At 63.0% G+C, this 26,990-nt stretch carries 22 protein-coding genes and 3 pseudogenes; 8 read left to right on the top strand and 17 right to left on the bottom strand.

Annotation, left to right across the window (positions count from 1 at the left end):
• The first annotated feature begins 116 nt into the window (after nucleotides 1-116).
• From ACT2B0_RS16485 to ACT2B0_RS16470, 4 genes and pseudogenes are all read left to right on the top strand, one after another.
• On the top strand, nucleotides 117-1,556 hold the full coding sequence (locus ACT2B0_RS16485; protein ID WP_481658415.1) for a DUF6880 family protein: 1,440 nt from the start codon (nucleotides 117-119) through the stop codon (nucleotides 1,554-1,556).
• A 472-nt stretch (nucleotides 1,557-2,028) separates the two neighbouring features.
• Nucleotides 2,029-2,220, top strand: a pseudogene (locus ACT2B0_RS16480) (transposase); the annotation flags it as partial.
• A gap of 13 nt (nucleotides 2,221-2,233) precedes the next feature.
• Nucleotides 2,234-2,382: pseudogene (locus tag ACT2B0_RS16475) on the top strand (IS3 family transposase); the annotation flags it as partial.
• A gap of 137 nt (nucleotides 2,383-2,519) precedes the next feature.
• Nucleotides 2,520-3,200, top strand: a complete 681-nt coding sequence (locus tag ACT2B0_RS16470; protein WP_348394023.1) for a helix-turn-helix domain-containing protein — start codon at nucleotides 2,520-2,522, stop codon at nucleotides 3,198-3,200.
• Between the two features lie 34 nt (nucleotides 3,201-3,234).
• On the opposite strand, the gene ACT2B0_RS16465 is transcribed toward ACT2B0_RS16470, so the two are convergent.
• From ACT2B0_RS16465 to ACT2B0_RS16390, 16 genes and pseudogenes are all read right to left on the bottom strand, one after another.
• Nucleotides 3,235-4,677, bottom strand: a complete 1,443-nt coding sequence (locus tag ACT2B0_RS16465) for an aldehyde dehydrogenase family protein (RefSeq protein ID WP_473459293.1) — start codon at nucleotides 4,675-4,677, stop codon at nucleotides 3,235-3,237.
• A gap of 19 nt (nucleotides 4,678-4,696) precedes the next feature.
• Complete coding sequence (locus ACT2B0_RS16460) at nucleotides 4,697-6,412, bottom strand: thiamine pyrophosphate-requiring protein (RefSeq protein WP_348452508.1); 1,716 nt, start codon at nucleotides 6,410-6,412, stop codon at nucleotides 4,697-4,699.
• A gap of 29 nt (nucleotides 6,413-6,441) precedes the next feature.
• Nucleotides 6,442-7,728 carry a TRAP transporter large permease gene (locus tag ACT2B0_RS16455; RefSeq protein ID WP_348393594.1) on the bottom strand — a complete coding sequence of 429 codons (1,287 nt, stop codon included), beginning with the start codon at nucleotides 7,726-7,728 and terminating at the stop codon, nucleotides 6,442-6,444.
• Nucleotides 7,721-8,233: a TRAP transporter small permease gene (locus ACT2B0_RS16450; protein WP_473459290.1), complete on the bottom strand. Its 513-nt coding sequence runs from the start codon at nucleotides 8,231-8,233 to the stop codon at nucleotides 7,721-7,723. The genes ACT2B0_RS16455 and ACT2B0_RS16450 overlap by 8 nt, the downstream gene beginning before the upstream one ends.
• Nucleotides 8,234-8,263: 30 nt before the next feature.
• Nucleotides 8,264-9,298: a TRAP transporter substrate-binding protein gene (locus ACT2B0_RS16445; RefSeq protein ID WP_348393596.1), complete on the bottom strand. Its 1,035-nt coding sequence runs from the start codon at nucleotides 9,296-9,298 to the stop codon at nucleotides 8,264-8,266.
• A 72-nt stretch (nucleotides 9,299-9,370) separates the two neighbouring features.
• Nucleotides 9,371-10,243, bottom strand: a complete 873-nt coding sequence (locus ACT2B0_RS16440; RefSeq protein ID WP_348393597.1) for an alpha/beta hydrolase — start codon at nucleotides 10,241-10,243, stop codon at nucleotides 9,371-9,373.
• Nucleotides 10,244-10,413: 170 nt separating this feature from the next.
• Nucleotides 10,414-10,844 (bottom strand): annotated as a pseudogene (locus ACT2B0_RS16435) (transposase); the annotation flags it as partial.
• A gap of 43 nt (nucleotides 10,845-10,887) precedes the next feature.
• Entirely contained in the window at nucleotides 10,888-12,057 is a 1,170-nt protein-coding gene (locus ACT2B0_RS16430) for an alpha-hydroxy acid oxidase (protein ID WP_348393598.1), read from the bottom strand.
• Nucleotides 12,054-13,277: a hypothetical protein gene (locus ACT2B0_RS16425; RefSeq protein ID WP_473466051.1), complete on the bottom strand. Its 1,224-nt coding sequence runs from the start codon at nucleotides 13,275-13,277 to the stop codon at nucleotides 12,054-12,056. The genes ACT2B0_RS16430 and ACT2B0_RS16425 overlap by 4 nt, the downstream gene beginning before the upstream one ends.
• Before the next feature lie 77 nt (nucleotides 13,278-13,354).
• Complete coding sequence (locus ACT2B0_RS16420; protein ID WP_473466048.1) at nucleotides 13,355-14,353, bottom strand: zinc-dependent alcohol dehydrogenase; 999 nt, start codon at nucleotides 14,351-14,353, stop codon at nucleotides 13,355-13,357.
• Complete coding sequence (gene hisD / locus ACT2B0_RS16415; protein ID WP_348393601.1) at nucleotides 14,353-15,681, bottom strand: histidinol dehydrogenase; 1,329 nt, start codon at nucleotides 15,679-15,681, stop codon at nucleotides 14,353-14,355. The genes ACT2B0_RS16420 and hisD overlap by 1 nt, the downstream gene beginning before the upstream one ends.
• Nucleotides 15,682-15,730: 49 nt before the next feature.
• Entirely contained in the window at nucleotides 15,731-16,528 is a 798-nt protein-coding gene (locus tag ACT2B0_RS16410) for an ABC transporter permease (RefSeq protein WP_473459286.1), read from the bottom strand.
• The gene (locus ACT2B0_RS16405) at nucleotides 16,525-17,424 is read right to left on the bottom strand and encodes an ABC transporter permease (protein ID WP_348393603.1); all 900 of its coding nucleotides are present in this window, start codon (nucleotides 17,422-17,424) and stop codon (nucleotides 16,525-16,527) included. The genes ACT2B0_RS16410 and ACT2B0_RS16405 overlap by 4 nt, the downstream gene beginning before the upstream one ends.
• A 193-nt stretch (nucleotides 17,425-17,617) precedes the next feature.
• Nucleotides 17,618-18,715 (bottom strand): ABC transporter substrate-binding protein, encoded by a 1,098-nt coding sequence (locus ACT2B0_RS16400; protein WP_348393604.1) that lies wholly within the window; start codon nucleotides 18,713-18,715, stop codon nucleotides 17,618-17,620.
• Nucleotides 18,712-19,884: an ABC transporter ATP-binding protein gene (locus tag ACT2B0_RS16395; protein ID WP_348393605.1), complete on the bottom strand. Its 1,173-nt coding sequence runs from the start codon at nucleotides 19,882-19,884 to the stop codon at nucleotides 18,712-18,714. Before ACT2B0_RS16395 ends, ACT2B0_RS16400 begins: the two co-directional genes overlap by 4 nt.
• A gap of 107 nt (nucleotides 19,885-19,991) precedes the next feature.
• Nucleotides 19,992-20,768 (bottom strand): SDR family NAD(P)-dependent oxidoreductase, encoded by a 777-nt coding sequence (locus ACT2B0_RS16390; RefSeq protein ID WP_473459283.1) that lies wholly within the window; start codon nucleotides 20,766-20,768, stop codon nucleotides 19,992-19,994.
• Nucleotides 20,769-20,839: 71 nt separating this feature from the next.
• Here ACT2B0_RS16390 and hisC point away from each other — a divergent pair, with 71 nt between their 5' ends.
• On the top strand, nucleotides 20,840-21,955 hold the full coding sequence (hisC, locus tag ACT2B0_RS16385) for a histidinol-phosphate transaminase (RefSeq protein ID WP_473459281.1): 1,116 nt from the start codon (nucleotides 20,840-20,842) through the stop codon (nucleotides 21,953-21,955).
• Nucleotides 21,956-21,989: 34 nt separating this feature from the next.
• On the opposite strand, the gene ACT2B0_RS16380 is transcribed toward hisC, so the two are convergent.
• Nucleotides 21,990-23,327 (bottom strand): formimidoylglutamate deiminase, encoded by a 1,338-nt coding sequence (locus ACT2B0_RS16380; protein WP_473459279.1) that lies wholly within the window; start codon nucleotides 23,325-23,327, stop codon nucleotides 21,990-21,992.
• 104 nt (nucleotides 23,328-23,431) lie between these two features.
• Here ACT2B0_RS16380 and hutI point away from each other — a divergent pair, with 104 nt between their 5' ends.
• The 3 genes from hutI to hutG are packed head-to-tail and all read left to right on the top strand — an operon-like array spanning nucleotide 23,432 to nucleotide 26,989.
• Complete coding sequence (gene hutI / locus ACT2B0_RS16375; protein WP_473459277.1) at nucleotides 23,432-24,652, top strand: imidazolonepropionase; 1,221 nt, start codon at nucleotides 23,432-23,434, stop codon at nucleotides 24,650-24,652.
• Nucleotides 24,645-26,174 carry a histidine ammonia-lyase gene (gene hutH / locus ACT2B0_RS16370; RefSeq protein WP_348393608.1) on the top strand — a complete coding sequence of 510 codons (1,530 nt, stop codon included), beginning with the start codon at nucleotides 24,645-24,647 and terminating at the stop codon, nucleotides 26,172-26,174. The genes hutI and hutH overlap by 8 nt, the downstream gene beginning before the upstream one ends.
• Nucleotides 26,174-26,989, top strand: a complete 816-nt coding sequence (gene hutG / locus ACT2B0_RS16365) for an N-formylglutamate deformylase (RefSeq protein ID WP_473459275.1) — start codon at nucleotides 26,174-26,176, stop codon at nucleotides 26,987-26,989. Before hutH ends, hutG begins: the two co-directional genes overlap by 1 nt.
• The last annotated feature ends 1 nt before the right edge of the window (nucleotide 26,990 follow it).

Raw genomic sequence — 26,990 nt, 5'->3', positions numbered from 1 at the left:
TGCGCAGGGCGTTTTGGCGCACTGGCGCGGGAAATCGACGAGCCCAGCGAATCAGAACGCAGGTTCCGGTGCCCGCGGGCTGCTGTTAGGCTCGGAGAAAAGAAACTGGCGATCCGATGGCGTCGAAGACCACCCTCAATGCGAAGAACCTCGAAGCGCTGGGCGCAGAGCGCCTGGCGCAATTGCTGATCGAGGTCAGCACCGGCAATGCGGCCGCCAAGCGCAAGCTGCGTCTCGCGCTGGCGGGGGCTCAGAGCCCGAGAGAGGCCGCGCGGGAGATCACCAAGCGGCTGACAAGCATCGCCCGCGCCCGCAGCTTCATCACCTGGAAGAACCGCAAGGCGCTGGTCACCGATCTCGAAACCCAGCGGCGCGCCATCGTCGAGCAGATCGCGCCGGCCGATCCGGACGAGGCGCTGGCGCTGATGTGGCGGTTCATGGCGCTCGCCACGCCCGTCTTCGAGCGCTGCGACGACTCCAGCGGGACCGTCATCGGCATCTTCCACCAGGCCTGCGCCGATCTGGGTCAGCTCGCCGAGAAGGTCCGGCCGGATCCGCAGGCGCTCGCCGGCACTGTCCTCGATGCGCTGCAGGACAACGGCTATGGCCAGTATGACGGCCTGATCGGCATCATGGCGCCGGCGCTCGGCGACGAGGGGTTGGCGGCCCTGAAATCGATGGCCGAAGAACTCGGTCGCTCGCCTCTGCCGGTTCCGCCGAAGGACCAATGGAAGGCGGTGGGCTGGGGCCCGGGCGGCACGAGCTACGAGCACGAGATGCGGGCGCGTGAGCGCGCGAGCACGGTCACCATGGCGCTCAAGGCCATCGCCGACGCGCAGGGCGACGTCGACGGTTTCATCGCCCAGTACGATGCGAAGACGCGCAAGGTGCCGCAGGTCGCGGCCGAAATCGCGCAGCGCCTGCTCGCGGCCGACAGGGCGGGCGAGGCGCTGGGGTTCCTCGAGCGCGCGGAGCTCGGCGACGGCTTGCGGGTTCCGCTGGCCTGGCAGGACATTCGCCTGCAGACGCTGGAGGCGCTGGGTCGCGGTGAGGAGGCGCAGGCGTTCCGATGGGACTGCTTCGAGTGCATGCTCTCCGACAGTTACCTGCGGGTGTATCTCAAGCGGCTTCCCGACTTCGACGACATCGAGGCCGAAGAGCGGGCGATGGCGCACGCCTTAGCTTATCCAAGTCTTCTCCACGCCCTGCAGTTCTTCCTCGACTGGCCGGCGCTGGATCGCGCCGCAGACCTCCTGGAGGCCCGGCACGATGAGATCGACGGGGATCACTACGAGTATCTCGCCCCCGCGGCGGAGGCCCTGTCAGAGCGTCATCCGCTGGCCGCGACGCTGGTGCTCCGCGCGATGATCGACTTCACGCTCACCAGATCCCGGGCGAAGCGGTATCGCTATGCCGCCGAGCACCTGGTCTCCTGCGCCCGGCTCGCGCGGGACATCCCGGACTTCGGCGCGTTCGAGACGCACGACGCCTACGTCGCTCGGCTGAAGGAGGCACATGGCAGGAAGTTCGGGTTCTGGTCGCTCACCGCCGCCTGATGGTCGTGCTACCGGAAAATCAGGTCTCGGCCCGTTGGAAGCATTATGGAAGCACGCGGCCGAAAAACGCTGCGCAATCCTGACAGATCGCGCGAAGCCGGTCCGCGTCTCCGGGATCGCCAAGTGGCGGAAATTGCGCAAGAACTCGCGGTTCCGAGTGATTGTTCATGGTTCGTTCGACACGACTCATAACCTGAAGGTCGCAGGTTCAAATCCTGCCCCCGCAACCAAAAATACCAAATAGATCAGCTTCTTATAAAATCGCCCCGGATCTCCTCCGGGGCGATTTTGCGTTCTGGGGGCAGTTTAGGGGCAGTGTCTCCCAACCCTTCTCAATAACCTTCAACACCTGTCGGCCATGTTCGTCCTGAAAGCGGTCCGATGGGGTTGGCTCCGGTCGAATGGCTGGCCTTCGAATCTGAACCGCCCCGGGTTTGCCGGAGGCTCCAACTCCTGGGAAGGTGGAGCCATCATGAGCAAGACAACGAACAAATTCTCTCCGGAAGTGCGCCAGCGTGCAGTGCGGCTGGTTTTGGATCACGAGCATGAACATTCCTCTCGCTGGGCAGCGATCATGTCGATCTCAGCCAAGATCGGCTGCCCGGGCCAGACGCTGAACGCGTGGGCGAAGAAGGCCGAGGTCGATGCCGGCAAGAGAGCCGGCGCCGCGGACCATGCGAAGCTTCGAGGCGGTCGAATTCGCCACGCTGACCTGGGTCGACTGGTTCAACAATCGCCGGCAGCTGGAGCCATCGGCAATATCCCGCCGGCCGAAGCCGAGGAACGCTACTACGCCATGCTGGAGCAGCCAGACATGGCGGCGTGACTCAATCAAAACGGCCTCCGGCAAGCCCCGGGCGGTTCGGGTTGGTTGTAGATTGACAGGCAGACGGCACAGCGCGAAACTGGCATTACAAATTTTGGAATGATGCTCTCGCGCATGGCAGGGAACAACTTTGACCAATGAATATCCTTGCCGCAAGGAACTACATTCTTGATACAGCCCGCCTGATTGTGCCGGCCACCAGAGTGCTGTTCTACGAGGTCGATGGCAGGTTTCAGCCTTACGGTCACATCAGCAGCACGAATGAAAACTGGGGCGGGCTTTACCGGAAATTCGTCACGCTGGACCCTTACCATCCCCGTTGCTTTGCGAAGATGAACCGGAACGTGTTCGGCACCGCTCCCGGCTACGGCCCCGACCTTGAGAACGCGGATTATGTGGAGGGCTTCCGCAAGGTTCTCGGCATCAGGCACAAGGCCGAGATGTTCCTGCGCGATGCCGAAGGCGGCATACGCGCCGGCCTGCGCTATGCGCGGCTCGAAGGTGAGCGTGAATTCACTACTGAGGAAATGATCAAGCTGTCGAGAATGCAGCCGCTGTTTGCAAATCTATGGTGCACGGCGCTCGTCCACAACATGGAAGCACAGATATTCTCGGGCCTGACCGAACGCGAACGAGAGGTCTTCGATCTTCTTCTGTCCGGCTATCCCAATCAGGATATTTCACGTTTGCTCTCCATTGCCCTGCCCACCGTCAAGAACCACGTCAAGGCGATCCTCGCCAAGACCGGCTATGCCAACCGAGCAGAGCTTCTGGCAGCGCTCTATCGCGCAGGGCATGTACTGCGCGCGCCGCACTGAAATCCTTCAGCCGCGCCGCGACATCGGCTCCGTCTCAATCCACCTGGTATTGCGTCTTCTTGAGTGCAATCGCCTGCGCGATCAGATCATGGGCCTGTTGAGAATAGGGCGGCCGGCCGCGCGCCAGCACCGCCTCTGGCGTCTTCTGGTGCAGGACCGTCTTGCGGTTGCTGAAGGTCACGAACCCGGCCCGACCACGATAGCGGCCCATGCCGCTCTTGCCGACGCCGCCGAAGGGCAGCGCCTCGTAGGTGAGCTGGCACCTGACGTCGTTGATGACAACGCTTCCGGTTTGGAACGCGCGCGCGACACGCGCGGCCTCCTGCTCATCGTCGCCGAAATAGTAAGCCGACAGCGGATGCTCACCATCCGACACCCTGTCCAGCGCCTCGCTGACGCCGGAAACGCCAATGATGGGCAGCAGAGGACCGAAGATTTCCTCCTGCATCACTTCCATGTCATCCGTTACATTGGTGATGATCGCAAAGGGAAAACGCCCGCTGGCAGGCAGGTTTTCAAGGGTGGTGTCGCCGGGAACGAAGTCGACACGCGCGCCCTTTCCCGAAGCGTCGGCAAGCAGGGCCTTCATGCGCTCATTAGCGCGGTGGTCGATGAGGCTCGTATAATCGATATCCCGCATCATCTGCGGAAAGATGTCGGCAGCGGCGTGCCGGCACTGCTCAACCAGCGCATCGACCTTGCTTTCGGGCGCGAGCACATAGTCCGGCGAAACGCAGACCTGACCGGCGGAAGCCAGCTTGCCGGCCACCAGCCTGTTGGCAACGGTCTTCAGGTCGGCGGTATCCCCGACGATGACCGGGCTCTTGCCGCCAAGCTCGAGCGTCACGGGAACGAGATTTGCCGCGGCGGCAAGTGCCACTTTGCGGCCTGTCGCGGTTGAGCCAGTGAACAGCAGATGGTCGAACGGGAGGCTGGCGAAGGTCGCGGCCACGCTTGCATCGCCATTCACGACAGCAAGCTCGCTGCGGTCGAAATACAAGGCAATCGCGGCCTCGAAGGCGGCGCCTGTCGCCGGCGCCAGCTCCGACATTTTCAGCATCACACGGTTGCCTGCCGCCAGACCGCCCATGGCCGCGAGACAGGCCATCAGCACAGGTCCGTTCCACGGAACGATCGCTCCCAGCACACCGAGCGGCTGGTAGTGCACTTCGGCAAAGGTGCCGTGCGCCTCCACCTCAGGAGGCAGCGCCACCCGCTCGGGCTGCATCCAGCTCTCGAAATGGGCAAGGTGGTATTCGATCGCCGCAACGCTGCCCAGAATGTCGCCGGCCCGCGTGGCAAAAGGCGAGCGGTTGCCGAAATCCTCCTGAAGCCCCTCCACGAACGCCCGCTCGTGGGACAGCACCACCCTTGCAAGGCGGACCAGCCGGTCCCGCCGCGTCCCGACCGGGGCAAAACCCTCTGCCCGGAAAGCCGCGCGCTGCTCGGCCAGAATGTCTTCGATGATGGCGCTCATCTTATGTCCCTTCACGGCGTCAGACGCTGACGATGATGTTGACGAGGGCGTGCCGCCCTTCGTCCTTGACCGCGCGCAACGCCGCCTCGAGTGTGGGAAGAAGCTCGGCCGGATCCTCGACCATAGCGCCATAACCGCCGAAGGCCTCGGCGATGTTCTCGAAACCGGCCCGGACTGCGAACCGCGTCAGGGGAACCTCGTTCGCCTTTGACGCCCATCCCTGCGGGTGGGTGCTGACGACGCTCTTGCGGACCTCGTTCCAGCCGCCATTGTTGAAGACGACGATCAGCATCGGCAGGTCTTCCGCCGCCGCGATCTGATGGCAAGAGGCGGGCACGCAGTAATAATACGACCCGTCGCCCAGCGTGCAGATGACCGTCTTGTCCGGCCGCGCGGCCTTGACGCCGAGCGCCGCACCGAAGCCCCAGCCCAGCCCGCCGGCATGGGAGGGACCGAAATAGCTGCCGGCTGCGCCAGGCTGCACGACGCGCAGGTCGATCGGATATTCGTTCACGACGATGGTGTCGTCGTCGAGAAGCCGCGAGATGCAATGGTTGGCCCAAAGCGGCGTGATTTCGGACAGTTGCGCCTCGCGCGCGATCGCGTCCCGTAGCTGCGCCTGCTGGTCCTGGCGGCGGCTGCGGTGGGCGGCGATCCGGCGGCCTCGCAGGTCGGCCGGAATGCGGCTTTCCAGCCTCTCGATCAGCCCTTCCAGCGCGGGCTCCGCATGTCCGATCAGGGGCACGTCGCACGGAAACCCGCGCATCGGCAGGCGCTGGTAGAACGGATCGATGCCGAGCTGGATGACCTTCGCGCTGTCGGGAACGGTGACGCGGGCGGTGAACCACGGCACATCGGACTCGATGACGAAGATGACATCCGCCTTTTCGAGGTCGGGGCTGACCTGGGACGCGAAGATATAGCCCAGGTGGCAGGGATGCTCGGGATCGAGATTGCTGTAGACCGGGCTGGCCTCCAGGACACCGAACCCGCCGACATCGCAGAGACGCGCCAGCGCCGCACGGCCGGCGGCGCTCTTGCCGAGCTCGGACGTCACGATGACGGGATTTTCGGCCGACGCGAGCAGGTCCGCCGCCTCGTCGAGACGGGCCGGGTCGGGCATCAGCCGCGCATCGGTGATCCGCCGCGATGCCGCGCTCGCGCGGATCTCGTCCAAGGCCGCCGCCTGCACGTCGCGCGGGATCGAGATGTAGACGGGCCCCTGGGGCTCGGCCATCGCGACCTCGAACGCGCGATCGATCACGTCGGCGACCTGGTCCGGCCGGCGGATCTCGTAATCCCACTTCACGTACTCGCGCACCATCGCGGCCTGGTCGTAGCTTTCCTGCGACCACTGCACGTGGATGTCGCGCGCGCCGGCGACGTCCCTCTGCTCGGCGATCGGTGACCGGGCCGCCAGAATGACCATGGGAACGCGCGCCCGCGCCGCGTTTATGATGCCGCCGACGCCGTTTGCGGTGCCGACCGTGGAATAGAGATAGACCGCCTGGGGGCGACCGGTCGCCGCGAAATAGCCGTGCGCCATGGCCACGGCGGTCTGTTCATGCGGCGTGAGAATGGCCCGCGGCGCCGGCTTTCCCTGCGACCCGTACTTCGCGAACGCCTCGATCATCGAGGTCGGCGCGCCGCCGATCACGGTGTCCACACCGCGAAGTTGCAGCAGATCGAGGATGGCCTCGCCCACGGTTTCGACGGAACGGATGACTTCGGACATGGAAAACTCCTGGACGCGGTTCGTGAGCGTCACATCTGGGACGGCAGGAAAAGGACGAGCGCCGGAAACAGCGCCAGCAGCGCGACTCGAATGAAGTCGGCGATGATGAAAGGGATCAGCGCCCTGAAGACGGGTCCGGGGGCGATGTTCCGGAACACCGACGTCAATACGAAGACGTTCATACCGAAGGGCGGGGTCAGCAGACCGATCTCGATGGTCACCACGACGATGATGCCGAACCAGATCAGATCGAAACCCGCCGCATCGATCAGCGGCAGAATGATCGGCATGGTGATGAACAGCGTCGAGAAGCTCTCGAAGAAGAAACCGAGGAAAAGGTAGAGCAGCACGACAATGAACAGCAGCATCGCCGGATGCGGGTCGATGTCGCCGATCCAGTCGGCGAGCGTTTCGGGCGCGCCGGTCATGGCGATGAAATTCCCCAGGATCGTCGAACCGAGCAGGATGGGGAACAGGGCGCCGGTCGTGCGCACGGCGCCGAGGAACGCATCCCGCAACACCGCCAGGGTCATCGCCCCCCGGATCCATGTGAGAAGCAGTGCTCCGGACGCCCCGATGCCCGCGCCTTCCGTGGCCGTGAAAACGCCGCCGTAGAGCCCGCCCATGACCAGCACGAACAGGGCGATCACGCCCCAGACTTCGCGCAGGGCACGCCACTTCTCGGACCAGGGAACGTACTCGCCGCGCGGCCCCGCATCCCGGTCGCGCGCGACGACGAAGCTCACCGCCAAGGTGTAGAGGACCACGCCCAGCAGACCGGGCACGATGCCGGCCAGGAAGAGCTTGGCGATATTCTGCTCCGCCAGGATCCCGTAGATGATGAGCACGACGCTCGGGGGAATGAGGATTCCCAGGGTGCCGCCGGCGGCGATGGTGGCCAGCGAGAAGGAATCCGAATAGCCGAACGAGCGCATCGGCGGATAGGATACCTTCGCCATCGTGGCGGCGGACGCCACGCTGGACCCGGAAATCGCCGCAAATCCACCCGAGGCGAGAATGGCCGAGATCGCCAGCCCGCCGGGCATTCTGCCGATGAAGGCATAGGCCGCACGGAACAGGTCGCGGCCGAGCCCGCTGGAGGCAACGAAATTGCCCATCAGCACGAAGAGCGGAATGACGGTCAGCATGTAGCTGCCGAGCTCGAAAGCCGAACCCGCCACCATCTTGCTCGAGACGGAGAAGCCCATGTAGTAGGCGTAGCCGACAAACCCGATGATCCCCATCGCCAGCGCGACAGGGATCCGGATCAGGATGAAGGCGACAAGGGCAACGAGGCCGATGACGAACTCAGTCATCCTCGGCCTCGTCGTCGGTAGGGCCGGCCACGACAGCATAGGCCGCCAGGGCCGCCGAAAGGATCAGGGTCAGGGCGATCGTCCAGGCCACGGCCGCGACCGGTAGTCCCAGCACGAGCGTGACCTCACCGGATTTGCCGGCGGCCAGCCCGATCATGGCGATCCCCATCCCAGCGAGTGCCATCGCGATCGCCACGCCCGACACACCGTCGATCGTTCGCTTGAGCCACGACACCTGCTTCAGGACCGGGTCGATAAGGGTGACCCTTATGTGATCGTTGCTGGCAACGGCGACCGCTATGCAGAGATAGATCATCACCTGCATGGCCATCTCGGTGACCTCGAAGCCGGCGGCGATCGGCCGCTGGAAGGCGTACCGTGCCCCGACATCGACGACGGTCAGCAGCATGATCCCAGCGAGGATGAGCGCCGCCGCATATTCGAGTGCCTGCACGGCACGTCGCCATACCAGCCGCATCCGGCCGGATTGCTTCGTTGAAGCCATGCTGGGTCGCCCTGCCATCGCGATGAGCCCCTATTCGGCGCTCATCTTCTCGATCTCGGCGCGGAGGTCGGCCAGGGCGGCGGCGGCGTCGATCTTGGTATCTTCGACTGAGTTTGCCCAATCCGACTCGAGCGGGCTGATCGAGGCCCGGATTTCCTCCACGAACGCGTCCGGGGCCTGATGCACCTCACCGCCCTTCTCCTGGTAGATCTTCCAGCCACGGGCATCGGCCTCGTCGGATGCACGGCCGGCGATCCGCGAGAAGGTCTCGCCGGTCACCTTGGCCAGGGCCGCCCGTTCCCCGTCGGTGAGGGAGTTGTACTTGTCCTCGTTCATGACCAGGGCGAAGCTGGCGTTGTAGAAGCCGCCGGGAGCCGAAACGACGTGCTGGATCAGGTCCTCCAGCCGCCAGCCGCCGAAGACGTCGGCGGGCATGAAGGCACCATCGACGATCCCGCCGTTCAGCAGCTCGTAGAGTTCCGAGGCCGGACGGGACACCGGAGCCGCGCCGAGGACGGTGGCGAGCTCGAACGCCATGCCGCCGGGAGCGCGCAGCTTCTGGCCCTGCAGCGAGGCCTTCTCCAGATAGGCGTTCTTCGGCGACATCAGGTGGCCCGGCCCCGGCGTGAACATCGCAAGCGGCACGACACCGTCATGTTCGTTGGCGTCAGCCAGGCTGCGCTCGAAGACACGCTGATAGGCCACCGAAAGCGTCTCGGCATCGTTCGCGAGAAGCGGGAACTCGGCGATCTTGGTCAGGCGGAAACGGCCGGCATTGTTGCCGTGGGAGATGAAGCTGATGTCGACCAGGCCGTCGCGCACGCCGTCGAACGTCTGGGCGGCGCCCATGGGCGCCTTGGGCAGATAACGGATCTTCAGCAGGCCGCCGGATTCGCGCTCGACCATCTCGGCCCAGTCGTTCTGCAAGAGCTGCGTGAAGTGATGCTTGGGCGGCGTCCAGCCCGACACGGTCAGCACCGTCTGGGCGGCGGCCGAACCGGAGACGCAGACCGTCAGGAAAGCGGTCGCTGCGGCAACCGAAATGCTCTCAAACAAAGATTTCATGGTCTTCCTCCTTTATGATTGGATCGCGCAAGGCAACCGTGATCCGCGGTTTGCCCTTGCGTTGTTTCGTCTCTATGCGCACGCGCCGACGGACCTGCCGGGCCGACCGGCAAGACCCCGAAATGCCCGGTACCAGTCGTCATTGGGGCTGTTCAGCCGCAAATGCGTGTCGAAGTGGCCGGCGCCCGGCTCGATGGTGCTGGTGACGGGCTGGCCGGCATCGCGCAGGGCGTCGCACATCCGCGCGCTTGAATCGCGGATATGGTCGAAATCGCACGCGCCCCACATGAGGTGGAACGGCGTCCGGTTGCCGGCGAGCGCGCATATCGGGCTCGCGCCGGCATCGTCTTGCGCCGCGCGGAACAGAAAGCGGTACACCCGCCCCTTGCCGGTGTCGGACGCGACCCCGCCGTAGCGCAGGTCCATCGGAGCGCTGACCGGCATGCACGCGTGGACCGGCGCCGCCTGCCGGGACAGAACGGTCATGGCAGCGATCTGGCCGCCCGCCGAATGCCCCCCCAGCACGATGCGATCAGGATCGCCGCCATAGTCGGAGATCCGCGCCTGGATCAACCGCAATGCGCCGATACCGTCTTCCAGCTGGCTGGGCCATTTGTGATTGGGGGCCAGACGATAGGTAACGGCCGCGAATATGGCGGGCTGCGCGACCACGGCCTCAGCCATGAAACGTAGCCATTGGAAGCCGCCGGCGATCCATGCGCCGCCATGAAGGAAGACTAGAACAGGTAGCGGTTCCGTAGGTTCGACAGCATGTGGGCGATAGATCTCGGTTTTCTGCGCAGGGTCTTTGCCATAGCCGAGCACCGCCACCGGCTTTAGCTTCGATCTATCGGACAAAGCACGCGCGGCACGATCATAGGCCATCGCCTCCTCGGTGCCCGAATAGACGTGTTCCCCGCCACGTGCGATCCCTGCTTCAGCCACTATTTTCTCCAGCTGCTACGGTTATGGCAGGTTATGCGCGCCGCCAGCCGGGGGGTAAATCATCCCTGGGGATCAGGTGGGCTTTCAGGTCGGTGCTCTGCCCGCAAATAGAGGTGGTCGCGCCTGGTGAGACAGTTTGGCGGCTTGGCTAAGGGGGATCGGGTTCGTTTCTATGCCGCCAATTGCTCCGTCATTTCCGCCGCGGCATAGACCTCGTCGGGCGTCCTGCCGCCAAAGGTCGAGTGCGGGCGTCGCTTCCGGTCTCGAAGGCGTTGAGGAAGACGCACTCATGTTTGAGGCTGCGCCACAGCCGCTCGATGAATACATTGTCCATCCAGCGGCCGCGGCCGTCCATGGAGATGCGGATGCCGGCCGCCTTCAGCGTCGCCGTGAAGGCGAAGCAGGTGAACCGGCTTCCCCGGTCGGTGTTGACGTTGTCCGGCCTGCGGTGCCGGGCGATCGCCTCTTCCAGAGCAGCGACGCCGAAATCGGCCTCCATCGTGTTCGACAGCCGCCAGGCCAGCACCTTGCGGCTGAACCCGTCCATGATGGCGACAAGATAGAGAAAGCCGCGCCGCATCGGGATGGAGGTCACATCCGCCTTCGCCGCGATGCTGAGCAATATGCACCGCGCGGCTGGCTGACTAAATCATTGTGACTATCTGCGGCATCTCGCCGTTTGCATCCCGCATCTCGTCGAGCGAAGACAGACCAGCGAGGTTCAGGGTGATTTCGATCTCTTTTGCCAAGAGCGCAAACATATGCGAGACGCCCTGTTCGCCCGCGGCAGCAACGGCCCAAGCAAAGGGGCGACCCAGCAGGACGAAATCAGCACCCAGGGCCAGCGCTTTGACAACGTCGCTGCCGCGCCGGAATCCGCTATCGACCATGAGCGCGACCGAGGGGCCGAGTGCCTGTCGGACAGCGGCGATCTGAGATATGGTGGCGAGGCCGTGGTCCAGCTGGCGTCCGCCATGGTTGGATAGAACGATGCCGTCGACGCCTGCGTCACGGGCTTTCGCGGCGTCTTCGGGGTCGGATATTCCCTTGACGAAAAGCTGCCCGGACCAGTCATCACGCAGTTTTGCCACCGTGTCCCAGGTCAGGTTCTTGTCGAGCCTGCGCGAAAGGTTTCCGGCCTGCGCCAGCGCGCCGCGTCCGAATTCGGGTCTGCCTTTGACCAGTTCCACCTCGGGAAATCCGCCACGCAGGAGATCGAAGGACCATCCGGGACGTCTTGCGAATTGCCACATGAGCCCCGGTGTCATTCGGTCCACACTGCGAAACCCGTTTTTGACATCGCGCTCGCGGACCGAGGTGATGGCCGTGTCCACAGTCAGGAAAATGCGGCTCACACCCTCCCTGCGACAGGCTTCGAGATGTGCCGCATTCACGTCCGGGTCTTCATCGAGATAAAGCTGGAAATCGGGCACCGCACCGGTGGCCTGCCGGATGGTGCGCAGTCCGTTGATGGAGAAGGTCGACAGGATAAAGGGCACACCGGCATTCGCCGCCGCCTGTGCGACCGCGATGTCGCCGTTCCGTCGATAGAGACCCATGAAACCAACCGGTCCGGGCCCAAAAGGCAGGGCGGCGTGCCGTCCCGCGACGGTTACCGAAAGATCGGTGGCCGGCGCGAGTGGGGTCAGCACCCTTTGCCGCAGCGCATAGGAATCGAAACCCGTCCGATTTCGGTTCAATGTCGTTTCCGAAAATGCCCCACCGTCGATGTAATCAGCGAAGATACGTGGCAGACGCCGGCGGGCGGCAGCGGCAAAGTCCTCGACATTCTGATACCGACGATCGAGGCTCATTCCGGCCGGATCCTGTTGAAGAACTGCGTGAACATGTCCGCCCCGTCGATCGGGCGTGACGCCGCCGAAAGCGCGACCGAAAGTCCGATGGCGGAGGAAACGGGATTGTGCCGGTCGGCGCCTTCACCCGCGTTGAGGTTCATCACAAGAGTGGGGGAGAGGAAAAGCCCGGTGCGGATGATCTCTTCCCAGTCGCCAGGCAGCAGGTTTTCATCTCGCAGATGACGCAGCCAGGGGACCCAGAATGATGTTGCCTTGGCCTCGAGAAGCGCCAGCCGTGCCGGCGAGGGGCGCCAGTCCGTCTCGAAACTCGCAACACCGTCTTCCAGCCGGACTTCCGCCTGATAGCGCTCGGCCGCCATTTCGGGGTTATAGAGCCAGAAAGGATGCGCGAAGATGTTGTGAAAGGTGGATTTCACCTCGGCCAGAAGTGCCGGCACCTTGTTACCGGCAAATGCCGGATCGAAAAAAGCCAGCCGGTCGGTTTCCTTCGAGCGCATGTACCAGACATTGGCATTGTGTGCGTCGCCATGCGCCACGATCCCGCCCGCCGATGCGGTGTTAGTGGGCGTGTAGCGCCGGTGCGCCGCGTCGAACGCCTGTCGCAGCGTACCCGCATAGGTCACTCCGTTGACCCGTATCGTCGCGTCGGCGATGTCTTCCCAGTACAGCGACACGCCGTTCGGGAAATCAAAGCGCTTGCCCACATAGAACCGGGCCAGCCGTCCACCGGGATAGTGCCCGCCGGGCAGATCGATAAGTCGTTCAAAAAACAGGCGGTGTATCGGCTCCGCTGCCGCCTCTTCGGGCGTTATCGGGCTGAGCGTCGCGCGTGCGACTTTCAGGATTTGATCGTTCAGTTCGGTTTCCGCCTGCCGGGCGCGCTCGATCGCCGCGGCATCCGGCTTCTGGTCGAGTTCGAACAGAATGTCGGAAAAACGCGGGTCCGAACGGCGGCGATAGACCAGAAGCTGTTCGCCGGGAAGCGTGGACATGTGGACCGGCTGATCCACGGGCAGACCGGCACCGGACAGGATGTCCGCCCGATAATATTCTCCCGTCATCTCTTCTTCACCCTCTTCCTGGTGGAATTTGAAGAAGAAGTCCTCGGTGCCCGACCGGAAAAAGCCATTGAGCGAATTCAGCGAATACTGGTCCACATTGATGACGAGGTCCGTCACCGGAATGTCGAAGAGACCCGAGATGAAGGCTTCGAGCATCCCGGCAGCGCGGGCCGCGTCCTGCCGCGCCACGGCGCGGATTTCGGCGGTGCGCGACAGGGCGCTGGTCTCGGTGGTCATGTTGGTCTCCCGCAGTGGATAAGCGTCTTGATCCCCGCGGCTTCTCCGGAGAGAAGCTGTTCATAGGCCGCGGGCACATCGGCCAGCGAAATTGTGGCGGAGATGAAGGGGTCTAGGTGTGGTGCGAGTTCGGGCAGCATCGCGGTGATCTGCACAAGCTCGTCCCCGAAGGCGTGACAGCCGATCAGCGCGATTTCCCGCTCGACAAGTTGCACCGGGTCTATCATTTCGGCCGCGTTGCCGATCCCCACCAGTCCGAGGCGGCCGGTCCCGGCGATGTTCGCCATGAGGCTGCGGATGACATGCGTGTTACCGGTGGTGTCGATCGCATGGCGGAAGCGATGGCTTTCAAGCTCCTCAAGGCTTGTCACTCTGGCCCCGGTAGCCCCTGAAACCAGTTCGGTGCGATCCCCGTTTCGGTCGAGAACGCGCACCGGGTGCCCCGCCCTTGTTGCGAGAAGCGCGATCAACGCACCGATTGGCCCGCAACCGGTGACAATGATTTCGGCGCCACCAGGCACGGCCATGAGGTTCAGTGAATGCAGCGCCACCGCAAGCGGTTCGGCCATCGCCAGATGGCGATCCGCAACGCCGTCCGGTGCCGCAATGACATTGCGGGCGGGCAGGGTGACATGTTCGGCAAACCCGCCGTCGATACTCTCGCCGATGAAGCCAAGCCGGGCGCAGACCTGGCTAAGACCGTCAAGGCAGGCGGGGCAGGTTCCGCACACATGGCGGCTGTCAACGATCACCCGATCGCCGATGGCGATATGGGTTACGTCCGCACCCAGATGCGTCACGGTTCCGGTGAACTCATGCCCGGCGATGGAGGGGGCGCGGGAAATCCACGCCCCAGTCCGATAATTGTGCAGATCCGAGCCGCAGATGCCTGCGAGCGCCACCGCGAGCGTGACCTCGTCGTGTTTGGGGGCCGGCGGAGTGGGCACATTCTCGTGCCTCAGATCCCCGACACCATGCAGCCGGACCGATTGCATCACATGTCTTTCAGATATTCGAGCCGAAGGTCGCTGACGGCGTTGGCGTGCGAAGAGAAGCCTTCGTATTCGGCAAGCGTCTTGGCCGCCTGTGCCATCTCGGGATAGCCCTTCTCGGTGACATATCCGACCGAGCTGCGGCGGACGAAATCCGTCACCGACAAAGGACCATAGGTGTTTGCACCCTTGGAAGTCGGCAGCACCGCATTCGGCCCCAGCGCAAAGTTTGCGATGGACACGGGCGTATGGGTGCCCAGCAGGATTTCGGACGCTTCGGTGATCTCGCCCAGATAGTCGAACGGCTTGGTCGACAGGATCTCAAGATGCTCCGGTGCGTATTCGTTCACGAATGCACAGGCATCTTCCATGTTCTCGGCGAGCACGATGCCGCCGGACTTTCCGGTCAGCACGGTACGGGAGAACTCGACACGCTGTTCGGTCATCCGGCCCCAGAGTTCCGGCAGCGTGGCGAGCGCCTCTTCCATCACCCGTTCCGAAGGGGTGACGAGCCAGGCCGAACTGTCGGGACCGTGCTCCGCCTCGATCAGAAGATCCATGGCCGCGAGCCGACCGGACACCGTATCGTCTGCAAGGATCATGCCTTCGGAGGGGCCTGCCGGCAGGCCGGGGTCGATGATGCCGGCCAGAAGCCGCTTTGCGGCGACAACCCAGGGGCTGCCCGGGCCGACGATTTTCTGCGCCTTCCTGACCGTCTCGGTGCCGAAGGCAGCCGCTGCGACCGCCTGAGCGCCGCCGCATTTGTAGATCGTTTCGACGCCGGCGGTGCGGGCCGCCACCAGCGTGGCGGCGTCGACTTTGCCATCCGGCCCCGGCGGCGTGAAGATGGCGAGGTTCGGGACTTTGGCCACGACACCGGGGACCGAGGTCATCATGGTGACGGAGGGAAACGAACCCTTGCCGCGCGGCACGTAGAGCGCCACCGAGTTGATGGGCAGATAGCGGTCGCCGGCAAAGGCGCCGGGGCGCACTTCCTTGAGCCACATGGGCTCTGGCACCTGTTCCTCGTGGAATGTACGGATGTTCTCAATGCCGAAGCGGATCGCCTCGATCACCTTATCGTCCACCGCTGCAAAGGCTTCGTCAAACTCTGCCTCGGACACTTTGAGCGTTTCGGCGGTCAGCGGCGTTGCCTTGTCGAAATCGCGGCCAAAGCGGACAAGTGCGGCGTCGCCTTCCGACTTCACTGCATCGATGATTGGCTGCACCTTGTCCAGGAAGAAGGAGAGATCGGATTCGGACCGGCGGATAAGGCCGGCACGTTCCGCTTTTCCAAGTCCAGCGAGTTTCTGGACGTTTACTTCAGCCATAACGGATCCTCTCAGTCAGGTTGGACGGCGGCGCGGAGCCGCCAGGTCTTCATTTGGATTTCAGGAAGATTTCGAGACCCACCAGCCGATCGAGCAGCCAGACCGCAAAGAGCGCGATGACGACAAAGACGGAGGAAATCGCGGCAAGGTCGGGCGTGATGATCGAACGGATGTTGTTGTAGATCTGGACCGGGAGCGTCACCGTTCGCGCGTCGGTCAGAAGCAGGGAGACCAGGAACTCGGTCATCGCCAGCACGAACATGAGAAGGCCACCGGTAATGACGCCGGGCATCACGCCGGGGAGCGTGACGAACCAGAAGGTCTCGAACCGTCCCGCTCCGCAACTCGCCGCTGCAAGTTCGAGGTCGCTGTCGAGCGCCGCCGCCGAGGAGGATACCGACCAGATAATGAAGGGCAGATTGATGACGGCCAGCGCCACGCCCACGGGCCATAGGCTGCCCAGAACGCGCCATTCGCCGAAAATAAGCATCATGCCGATACCCGATCCGATCAGGGGGATGGTGAAGGGCAGGAGCAGATAGATCTGGATCGCGTTCGAAAACCGTATCCGGAAGCGCGACAGGGCAAGCCCGGCAAGCGTGCCCACCGGCACCGACACGATCAGACAGATGGTCGACACGAGGAGCGAGCGGACAAAGGCCTGGCGCAGATCCCGCGCCATTGCGATTTCCTCATACCATTTGAGTGAAAAACCCGTGGGCGGGAAGGCGATCATGTTTTCGGTGGTGACCGAGGCGCCGACGACGATGATCGTGGGAACGGACAGGATCAGGATGCAGAACCAGACGATGCCCCAAAACAGGATGCGCTGCGAAGTGGCCGTCATTGCTTGCCTCCCATTCCCAGGGTTCCCGCACCGAAGATCGAAATCACGATGCCGACGAAGACAGAGCCGAGCACCACGAGAAGTAGAGCCAGCGCCGCGCCAAGGCCCTGATCCGCGGTGCGGAAGAACTGGTCGTAGATTGCATTGGCGATGAAGTCCTGCGAGCCACCGCCCAGCATCGCCGGCATGGCGAAATCGGTAAGCGCGAGCGTGCCGACGACCAGCCCCGCTCCAATCAGGCCCGGCTTGGCCATCGGGATCACCACATGACGAAAGCTTTGAAGCCAGTTCGCCCCCAGTGACGAGGCGGCCGTTTCCGTCTCACGTGGAATGGCGGTCAGGGCCGGCGCCAGCATGAGCACGGCGAAGGGCAGCATGTATTGCACGAGGCCAAAGACCACGGCGGGGAAGTTGAAGAGCAGGCGGATCGGCTCGACACCCACCAGCCCGAGGGCATCGTTCACCACGCCCGACGTGCCGAGGATGATCAAAAGGCCGTAGGCGCGCACGACCTGGCCGATGAAAAACGGCAAAAACAGAATGATGAGCAGCGCCTTGCGCACCGTTGCGCTATGCGTGCGCACCATGATGTAGGAATAGGGCAGCGCCAGCGCGAGAGTGAAAACCACTGTCAGAAGCGCGCCAAGCACCGAGCGCCAGATCACCCGTCCGTAGGTCGCGCTCTCGAAAACGGTGCCGTAATTCTCCAGAGTGTAGTCCCCGGACGGCAGGAAGGTGGCGCGGTCAAGCGTGTGAAAAGAGCTTTCCGCCATCTGCAGAAGCCCCAGAACCAGCAGGCCGACGAGAAGCAGGGCGGGCATGATCAACGCCCAGCCGGAATAGGGTTTCATGCGCGATGGCCAGAACCTGTCCAGCGCTCCGTTGAACAAATCCATGATCCGCCACCGCAGTGGGTATCTGAACGAGGCGCGGTCTTGGTCCTTGGATAGCGTTTCGGGCATCTTGGCTTTCCGCTGGAGCAGTGCAGAAGGAGAATCGTGGCGCGCCGCCGCAGAGGAGTTGGGCGGCACGCCGCCTCAGTCCGTGCCCGGCGAAACCGTGGGTTTCGCCGGCGAGGATGATGAGGCTCTAGCTTTGCATGATCTCCTTGAACTTCGCGAACCAGTCGCTTTCGTTCTGGACCTGCACAGCCGAGGAGATCCGGATCAGGTTCTCGAAATCTTCGGGCTTGGTCGGATAGGACGGGTCGCCTGCCAGGCCCTCGGGCGGGGTGAGACCGGGCACGACACCGGGCAGGCCCAGACCATCGAGCCAGATCTGCTGGCTTTCGGTGGACAGAGCAAGATTGATGTACTGCTTGGCCCAGTAGAGCTCGTTCTCCGGCAGACCCTTCGGGATCCAGAGGCAGTCGGTGTCGAACTTGCAGCCCTCTTCCGGCACGGTCCAGGCCAGATCGACGCCGTTCTTCTTGGCGGCGCGCGCATTGGTGGAGATGGTGCAGGCGGCATCGATCTCACCGTTCTGGAACCAGGTCGTGAAGTCCGGATCCTCGCCCAGAAGCGGATTCTGCGCCTTCATCTCGCGAACGAAATCCCAGCACGGGTCCATTGCGTCCGGAATGCCGTCGAGCGAGCCGCCGCCGGCGACCTGTGCCGGGAAGTGGAAGCCGATACCGTCATTGTAAAGGGCGACGCGACCCTTGAACTTCGGATCCAGCAGATCGCGCCAGGATTTCGGTGCTCCGTTCGGAAACGCCTCGGGGCGATAGGCGAGCACGTAGACATAACCGTAGGTGTTGACCATCGGAAAGCCTTCAAGACCGACCGGCTTTGCCAGCTCGGTGGTGTTGGCGAGATTCGGCAGGTCAGAGATGTCTTCAGTCACGCCGCGCAGTGCCGATTTGGTCGCGTTGGTCGTGGTGTCCCAGTTGATGTGGATCGGCGGAATGCGGTTCTGGGCGACGGCAGCCCAGACCTTGGGCTGGATCTCGTTGTCTTCGGTGAGATCGTGGCGCACGGCAATGCCGGTCATTTCCGTAAAGCGGTCTGACACGCCCTTCTTGAGGGAATCGACCCATTCGCCGCCCCAGGCGCGGACGATGATCTCGGAAGGCTTCTCCGGTTCCTGTGCGAAAACACGGGTTGTCGGGAGGGACGCGAGCAGCGCGGCGCTGCCTGTTGCTGCGCCGGCCCGAAGGATGCCACGGCGGGTAAAGGTCTTGATCATCGGTACTCTCCTCTTTTGCGACTCGGTTGGTGTTGTTCTTTCGCTGAGTTCTTGAAAATCTTCATGTCCCGGCGATTCCAGCCGATGGCCACGCTGGCCCCCACATGGAACAGATCGAAGCTGTCGGGGTCGTGGTGGTAGACGTTGAAGACGACCCCAGGCAGCTTCGCCGCCTCCACCACATACATCTGGCGTTCGCCTTCGAAGATCGTGTCGCGCACGAGACCGTCGAGCGCCACATCGCAGGCCTGGAGTGCGGACCGGGTAGCACCCATTCGGATCTGCTCGGCGCGGATGGCTGCAAGCCCCGGCGTTCCAGACGCAACGTCGCCGACGGGTTCCCCTTGAAGTATCTCGTCTCCGGCCTTCAGCCTGCCATCAGCGGTCACCGTGCCTTCGATGGAGGATGAGAGACCCAGAAAACCGGCAACAAAGGGGTTGGCCGGCTCGCGGTACAGATCGACAGGCTGGGCGTGCTGCTGGATGCGCCCGCCATCCATGACGATCACGTCGTCCGAAACAACAAGCGCCTCGCGCTGGTCGTGGGTCACATTGATCGTGGTCACACCCAGCTCATGCTGAATGCGGCGGAATTCCAGTTGCATTTCCTCACGCAGCTTCACATCCAGCGCGGCAAGTGGCTCGTCGAGCAGCAGGAGGTCGGGTTCGAACACCAGGGCGCGGGCAATCGCAACGCGCTGCTGCTGGCCGCCTGAAAGTTCGTTGATCCGCCGGTTGCCATAGCCCCGCAGCCTCACGAGCTCAAGGAACTGCTCTACCCGATCCGGGATGCTGCGCGGATTGAACCGGCGCATCTTGAGTGGAAAGGCGACGTTCTCGGCGGCCGTCATGTGGGGGAAAAGCGCCAGTTTCTGAAACACCATTCCGATCGAACGGCGGTGCGGCGGAGTGGCATGGACGGGCTTGCCATAGATGGTGATCTCACCTGCGGACTGTTCCTGAAAACCCGCAATCATCCGCAAAAGCGTCGTCTTTCCGGAACCGGAGGGGCCGAGGATCGTCAGGAACCGCCCCTTTTCAAGTTCGAAGCTGGCGTTGTCCACCGCAAGCACGCCGCTGCCGAAGTCCATCGAAACATTACTGGCTCGCACCGCTATCTCGCGGGCCGGCTGTGTTGCGCTGGATTTGGTGGCTGGATGGTCGGTCATCTTGGTCCCTGATATCAGTGCGGCTGAGAGAAGCTAAGCACCTTCTGACTATAAATATATACTTTTCAAAAAAATGGGCCAGTTCGACGTCGAAAATTTTCATCTGGCTATATTTTTGCCAGATAACCCCCATCGATTACGATACATTGACCGCATACGTAATTCGCACCGCTGGATGCAAGAAATTCTACAGCACCAGTGAGGTCGGATAGCTCTCCCAGGCGGCCTGCGGGAATGTTGGCGATCATTTTTTCCACCCAGGCCTTGTCCTCATAGAAGACGCTGGTCATGTCGGTCTCGAAATAGCCCGGAGCAATCGCGTTGACCCTGATCCCCAGGGGAGCCCATTCGGCCGCCAGGGCCCGCGTGATGCCGAGAATGCCGGTTTTGGAAGCGCCATACGGCACTGCGCCGGGCACGCCGACATAGGATGTCAGCGAGGCCAGATTGATGATGGACCCGCCCTTCCCCTTGGCCATTTTGGCCGCAACCGCCTGTGCTACAAAGAATGCGCCTTTGAGGTTGGTGTCGACGACCTTGTCCCAGAGCGCTTCGTCCACCGAAAGCGTCTCGCGAACTTCTTCCACGCCCGCATTGTTGACGAGAACGTCGATGGGACCGAGCGCGTCAATCCGTTCGCGGATCGTTTTCACGTCGCGTTGATCAAGCGCGATGCAGTCGGCCTCGCTGCCAAGCGCTTCGATCTCGCGTGCCACGGGGGTCAGAGCCCCGGCGCTGCGGGCCGTCAGGATCAGTTTTGCTCCGTCGCGGGCAAAGGCAAGCGCAATCTCGCGTCCGATGCCGCGACTCGCTCCGGTCACAACAACGGTTTTTCCCGAGAAATCAAAGTTCAGGTCGGATAAGCCATGATTATTGTTGCGCATGAGGCCCCCCTCCTCTTGACATGTCTATACATAATTAGGCTGTTAAAAAGATCGAGTCAACGGAGATTCCCATGCAGCCCCCCAGATTCTCAGCGAGATCAGAGCTCAACACGCTCAAGCGCTACAACTCCGGCCTCACGCTTGAAGATGTGGCGCAGCGCGCGGGCGGCCGCAAGATCGCCAAACTCGGCTCGAACGAAAACCCTTATGGGCCGAATCCGGCAGTGAAACAGGCGATGGCGGGGGCCATTTCCCGGCCCCATATCTACCCGGACCCCTCGGCGCGGGCTCTGGCTGAGGAAATCGCACGAAAGACGGGTGTTGCGAAAGAGCGGGTGATCTTTGGCGATGGCTCCGAGGATCTGCTGAACGTTCTGGCCCGCACCGTCTTGCGGCCGGACGATGAGGTGGTGACGCTTTTCCCTTCGTTTCCTCTGCATGAAGACTACGCCGTCATGATGGGGGCGCGCGTCACGCGCATCGGATTGACCTGTGAACGCAGGATCGATCTGGACGCGCTGTACACGGCGGCTGCCCGCCCCGTGCGCCTCACACTGCTTGCCAATCCCATGAATCCGGCGGGTGTGTGGCTGGTGCCGAACGAGCTGGATGCCCTGCTCGCGGCACAACATCCAGACAGCCTGCTGTGCCTTGATGAAGCCTATGTCGAATACGCCGCCGGACCGGATTATGTCTCCTGCTTCGACCGGCTCGCCAGTCACGACAAGCCGCTGCTGGTCCTGCGTACTTTTTCGAAGGCCTATGGTCTGGCTGCGCTGCGCATCGGCTACGGTGTGTCGAACAGTGAAGATGTTATCCGTGCGATGAACCTGGTGCGCACTCCGTTCAACGTGAATGGTGTGGCGCAGGCTGCCGCGCTGGCTGCCATGAAGCACGGCGATGAGATGGCCGTCGCTGTGGCCCAGACGGTGCGCGAGCGGGAACGCATGGCCGGCGCCCTGGCTGACATGGGGCTCGAGGTCTTGCCCTCAAAGGGCAATTTTCTGTTCGTCAACTGCCAGCGCCCATCCGAACAGGTCGCCGATCAGCTCATCGATCTCGGTGTTATCGTGAAGCCCTGGAAGCAGGCCGGATATGAAGATTTCCTGCGCGTGTCCGTCGGTCTGGCGTGGGAAAACGATCAGTTTCTGGATGCGCTGGGCGGGCTCCTCCAGCGCAGGCCGTGAGGTCTTGTTGAAAAGAGTGCGGTCCGGGTCGAAATCAGGACAGAACGCGCCGCAGCACCTCGCCAAAGCGCTCCTGCACCGCTTCCCGGCGGATATGCCGGCCAGCCTCGACCACATGTTCGCCTGCCGCCCAGACATGGTCCACATCCATGTCCCGGCCAAAGATCCAGCGGTCGAGCAACTGGTCGCCGTCCTGCGTCAGGTTCAGCGGATCGCAGAGAGCCACCAGATCCGCAGGAGCGCCGGCAGCAATTTCAGCCTTCGGGGCATCCAGCGCCTGTGCTCCTCCGGTTAGCGCGGCATCGAAGAGCCGCCGCCCGGTCGATCCACCTTCTTGCGCCAGAACATTGCGCGCTCGGTGCGTCAGACGCTGCCCGTATTCCAGAATCCGCAGTTCCTCGGCCACGTCGATCCGTACATTGGAGTCCGTTCCGATCGAAATCAGCCCGCCTTCAACGAGAAAGTCCGGCGCGGGGAAAAGTCCGTCGCCCAGATTTGCCTCGGTCACGGGGCACAGTCCGGCGACTGCTCCAGATCGTGCGAGCCGCGTGGCTTCTGCCTCCGTCAGATGTGTGGCGTGGATGAGGCACCAGTCCTCCGTAACGTTGAAGTGACTCAGCAGCCATTCGACCGGGCGCTGTCCGTAGTGATCAAGGCAATCCTCCACCTCCTTTACCTGCTCGGAAATATGGATGTGCAGCTTGCGGCTGGGCAGGGCGGCTATCAGGGCGGTGAGATCCTCGTGGCTTGCCGCGCGCAGCGAATGCGGCGCAAAGCCGACACGGTCCTGTTGCCGCGTCAGCATCTGCTCGCAGCGTTCGATCAGGGCGATGAATGTATCGATGCCATGGAGAAAGCGGCGCTGGCCCTCGTCAGCCAGCTGTGGTCCGAAACCGCCATGGGCGTAAAACACCGGCAAATGCGTCAGTGCAATTCCGCTCGTCTCTGCGGCGGCGAATATTCTCCCTGAAAGCTCGGCAGGATCGGCATAGGGCGCTCCGGAGGGATCGTGATGGAGATAGTGAAATTCACCCACGCGGGTGTAGCCCGCTTCCAGCATCTCGACATAGGCCATCTCGGCGAGTGCTGAAACGTCCTCGGGGCCGACCGACAATGCGAAGCGATACATCATCTCGCGCCAGGTCCAGAAGCTCTCCTGTCCCGCTCCGCGCATTTCCGTCAGGCCGGAATGGCCGCGCTGAAAGGCATGGCTGTGGACGTTCGGCATTCCCGCAACCAGCGCGTCGACACAGGTGTCACCGGGTTGCGGCCGCGTTTTCTCCAGAATCCCGGTGATCCGTCCGTCTGTTGCGGAGATCCTGACGTTTTCTGCCCACCCCGAAGGCAGCAGCGCCCTCTTTGCAAAGATCATCACTTGTCCTTTTCCACAGTCCCGGATCATCCACCCGACCGCAGGCGCGACGAAGATAAAGAATCATCTTTGAATCCGTTTGCCATTATGTATATACTTATATAATGGCTGGTGCAAAGTCGAATTTCGAAGAGGGAACGATGTCGAAAGCGACCATATGGACCAATGCCAGATTGGCCGGCGGAAGCGGTGAGCCGGTCGATATCGTGGTTTCCGACACGCGGATCGCGGCGGTGGAAAAAAACGCCGATCGGGCTGGTCATCGCGTGATCGACTGTGAGGGGCGGCTGGTGACGCCCGGCCTGGTCGACTGTCATACCCACATCGTGCATGGCGGCGACCGGACCCGCGAGTTCGAGATGCGGCTCGAGGGGGCAAGCTATCAGGAGATCGCGCGGGCGGGTGGCGGTATCGTTTCCACGATGCGCGACACGAGGGCGCTGGATCCCGAAGGGCTGGTGGCGGCTTCGCTTGCCCGCGTCGATGCGCTCCTGGCCGAAGGTGTCACGACAATAGAGGTGAAATCCGGTTACGGGCTGGCGATCGAAGCGGAAATGAACATGCTGCGCGCCGCGCGCGCTCTGGAGGGCATCCGGCCCGTGCGGATCCGCACCACCTGGCTCGCCGCTCATGCCATGCCGCCGGATTTCGATGGAACCAGGGCGGAGTATATCCGCGACGTCGCCATCGCCGGCCTCCGTCAGGCCCATGCGGAAGGGCTGGTCGATGCGGTCGATGGCTTTTGCGAATCGATCGCCTTTTCCGCGGAAGAAATCAGACCGTTGTTCGCAGCCGCGGGAGAGCTTGGCCTGCCGGTGAAATTGCACACCGAGCAGCTGACGCGTTCGGGCGGCACGCGATTGGCCGCCGAATTTGGCGCTCTGTCGGTCGATCACTTCGAATATGCGGAAGCCGAAGAGGTTGAAGCTATTGCCGCGTCGGGGACCGTCGCCGTTCTCTTGCCCGGCGCCTATTACATGTTGAACGAAACCCGCAAGCCGCCGGTCGCAGCGCTCAGGGCGGCGGGTGTGCCGATGGCGCTTGCCACCGATTGCAATCCCGGCACCTCACCTGTTTCGTCGCTGTTGACCGCCATGAACATGGGCGCGGTTCTGTTCGGGATGACGGTGGACGAATGCCTTGCCGGGGTTACCACTCATGCCGCGCGGGCCCTCGGCCTTCAAAGTGAAATCGGTGCCTTGACCCCGCAGACCTCAGCCGACTTTGCGATCTGGGATGCGGAGGCTCCGGCACAGCTTGTCGGACGGCTCGGCCTCAAGCATCTCCATAAACGCGTATTCAAAGGAGCCGTTTCTCATGGCTGAAACGCTGATCCCCGGCCAGGTCTCACTACGCACCCTCGCCGACATCTACTGGAACGCGACCGATGTGGTTCTGTGTGACAGCGCGCTTCCGGGCGTCGAGCGTGCCGCCCGGCGCATTGCCAGCGTGGCGGAAGGCAACGCACCGGTCTACGGCGTGAATACCGGTTTCGGAAAGCTGGCTTCCATCCGCATCGAAGCCGCCGAAGTTGCCACCCTGCAGCGCAACCTCATTCTAAGCCATTGCTGTGGTGTGGGCGCTCCGCTCGCTCCGGAAATCGTCCGCCTGATCATGGTGCTGAAGCTTATGTCTCTTGGCCGTGGAGCATCCGGGGTCCGGCTTGAAATCGTGACGCTGATGCAGGCCATGCTCAAGGCAGGTGTGCTGCCGGTCATCCCCGAGAAGGGGTCGGTTGGCGCATCGGGCGATCTTGCACCTCTCGCGCACATGACCGCCGCCATGATCGGCGAGGGGGAGGCATGGCATGAGGGCGAGCGCCTGCCCGCGCGTGAGGCGCTTCTCCGTGCCGGTCTTTCCCCCGTCGAGCTGTCGGCGAAAGAGGGACTTGCGCTGATCAACGGAACGCAGGTCTCGACGGCGCTGGCCTTGGCGGGTCTGTTCCGCGCGGAGCGGGCGCTTCAGGCGTCCCTCGTTTCGGGCGCGCTGTCCACCGACGCGGCCATGGGATCGACGGCTCCCTTCACCGAGGAAGTCCACACATTGCGTGGCCACCGCGGGCAGATCGAGGTCGCGGCAACTTTGCGAAACCTTCTGGAAGGCAGCCAGATCCGCAACAGCCACATGAACAATGATGAACGCGTGCAGGATCCCTATTGCCTGCGCTGTCATCCGCAGGTCACGGGTGCCTGTCTCGACCTCCTGCGGCAGGTGGCGGCAACACTCGAGATCGAGGCCAACGCCGCGACCGACAATCCGCTTGTGCTGTCAGACGGCGAGGTGGTGTCGGGCGGCAATTTCCATGCCGAGCCGGTGGCCTTCGCGGCCGATCAGATCGCGCTCGCGGTTGCCGAGATCGGCGCCATCGCCCAGCGCCGCATTGCCATGCTGGTGGATCCGGCCCTGAGTTTCGGACTGCCGGCTTTTCTCTCGCCCAGGCCCGGCCTCAATTCCGGCCTGATGATCGCGGAAGTAACCTCCGCAGCGCTGATGAGCGAAAACAAGCAGCTTGCCCATCCGGCCTCGGTCGATTCCACGCCCACCTCGGCCAATCAGGAAGATCACGTCTCCATGGCCTGCCACGGGGCGCGGCGCTTGCTGCAGATGACCCAGAACCTGTTCCACATCATTGGCATCGAGGCACTGACAGGCGCGCAGGGCGTGGAACTGCGCGGCCCCTTGACCACTTCGGATCAGTTGATCGCTGCAATGACCCGGTTCCGGCAGGACGTGCCTGGCGTCGGCGACGACCGGTATATGGCGATCGATCTGGAAAAGGCGGCAGAGCTCGTCCATACGGGTGCGCTGGTCGCGCCGGTGCAGAAGCTGCTTCCGGAGGTGTTCTGATGGACCCGGTTCTCGTCTCCCGGGGCGACAGCGCGCTGGTGCTGGGGCTTCCTCACACCGGCACCTATGTTCCCGACGACATTGCCGCAAAGCTGAACGCGGAAGGATTGCTCCTCCGCGACACGGACTGGCATATCGAAAAGCTCTATGAGGGGCTGGTTCCGAATGCCACCACGGTTCGGGCGACCTTCCATCGCTATGTGATCGATGCGAACCGGGATCCGTCGGGGGTCTCTCTGTATCCCGGTCAGTCGACCACTGGACTCGTGCCCCTTTCGACCTTCGACAACGTGCCGATCTGGCAGGCTGGAGCGGAACCCGATGACGCGGAGATCGCCCGGCACAGGCTGGCGTTTCACGAGCCCTATCACACAGCCCTGATGGCCGAGCTTGAGCGTGTCCGTGCGATCCATGGTTATGCCGTGCTCTACGACTGCCACTCGATCCGCCCGGTCATCCCCTGGCTGTTCGAAGGCACGCTTCCCGATTTCAACATCGGTACCAACATGGGCGGCACCTGCGCGCCGGAGATCGAGCAGGCCGCCATGGCCGCCACCGCGGCCACCGGCCGCACGCATGTGCTCAACGGTCGTTTCCGGGGAGGCTGGACCACCCGTCACTATGGGCGGCCGGAACAAGGATTCCACGCCTTGCAGATGGAGCTGGCTCAGGCCTCCCATCTGGAGAATGAAGAGCCGCCCTTTGTCCTTGATGCTGAAAAGACAACTCGCCTGCGTGGCGAGCTGAACCAGATACTGAACGAAATTCTGCGTGCTGCGGCCAACACCGCGATACCTGCTGACAGGCCCCGTTGAA

The sequence above is a fragment of the Nitratireductor sp. J20-h4 genome, assembly GCF_056780505.1.
This window is presented reverse-complemented; position numbering and strand designations above follow the sequence as displayed.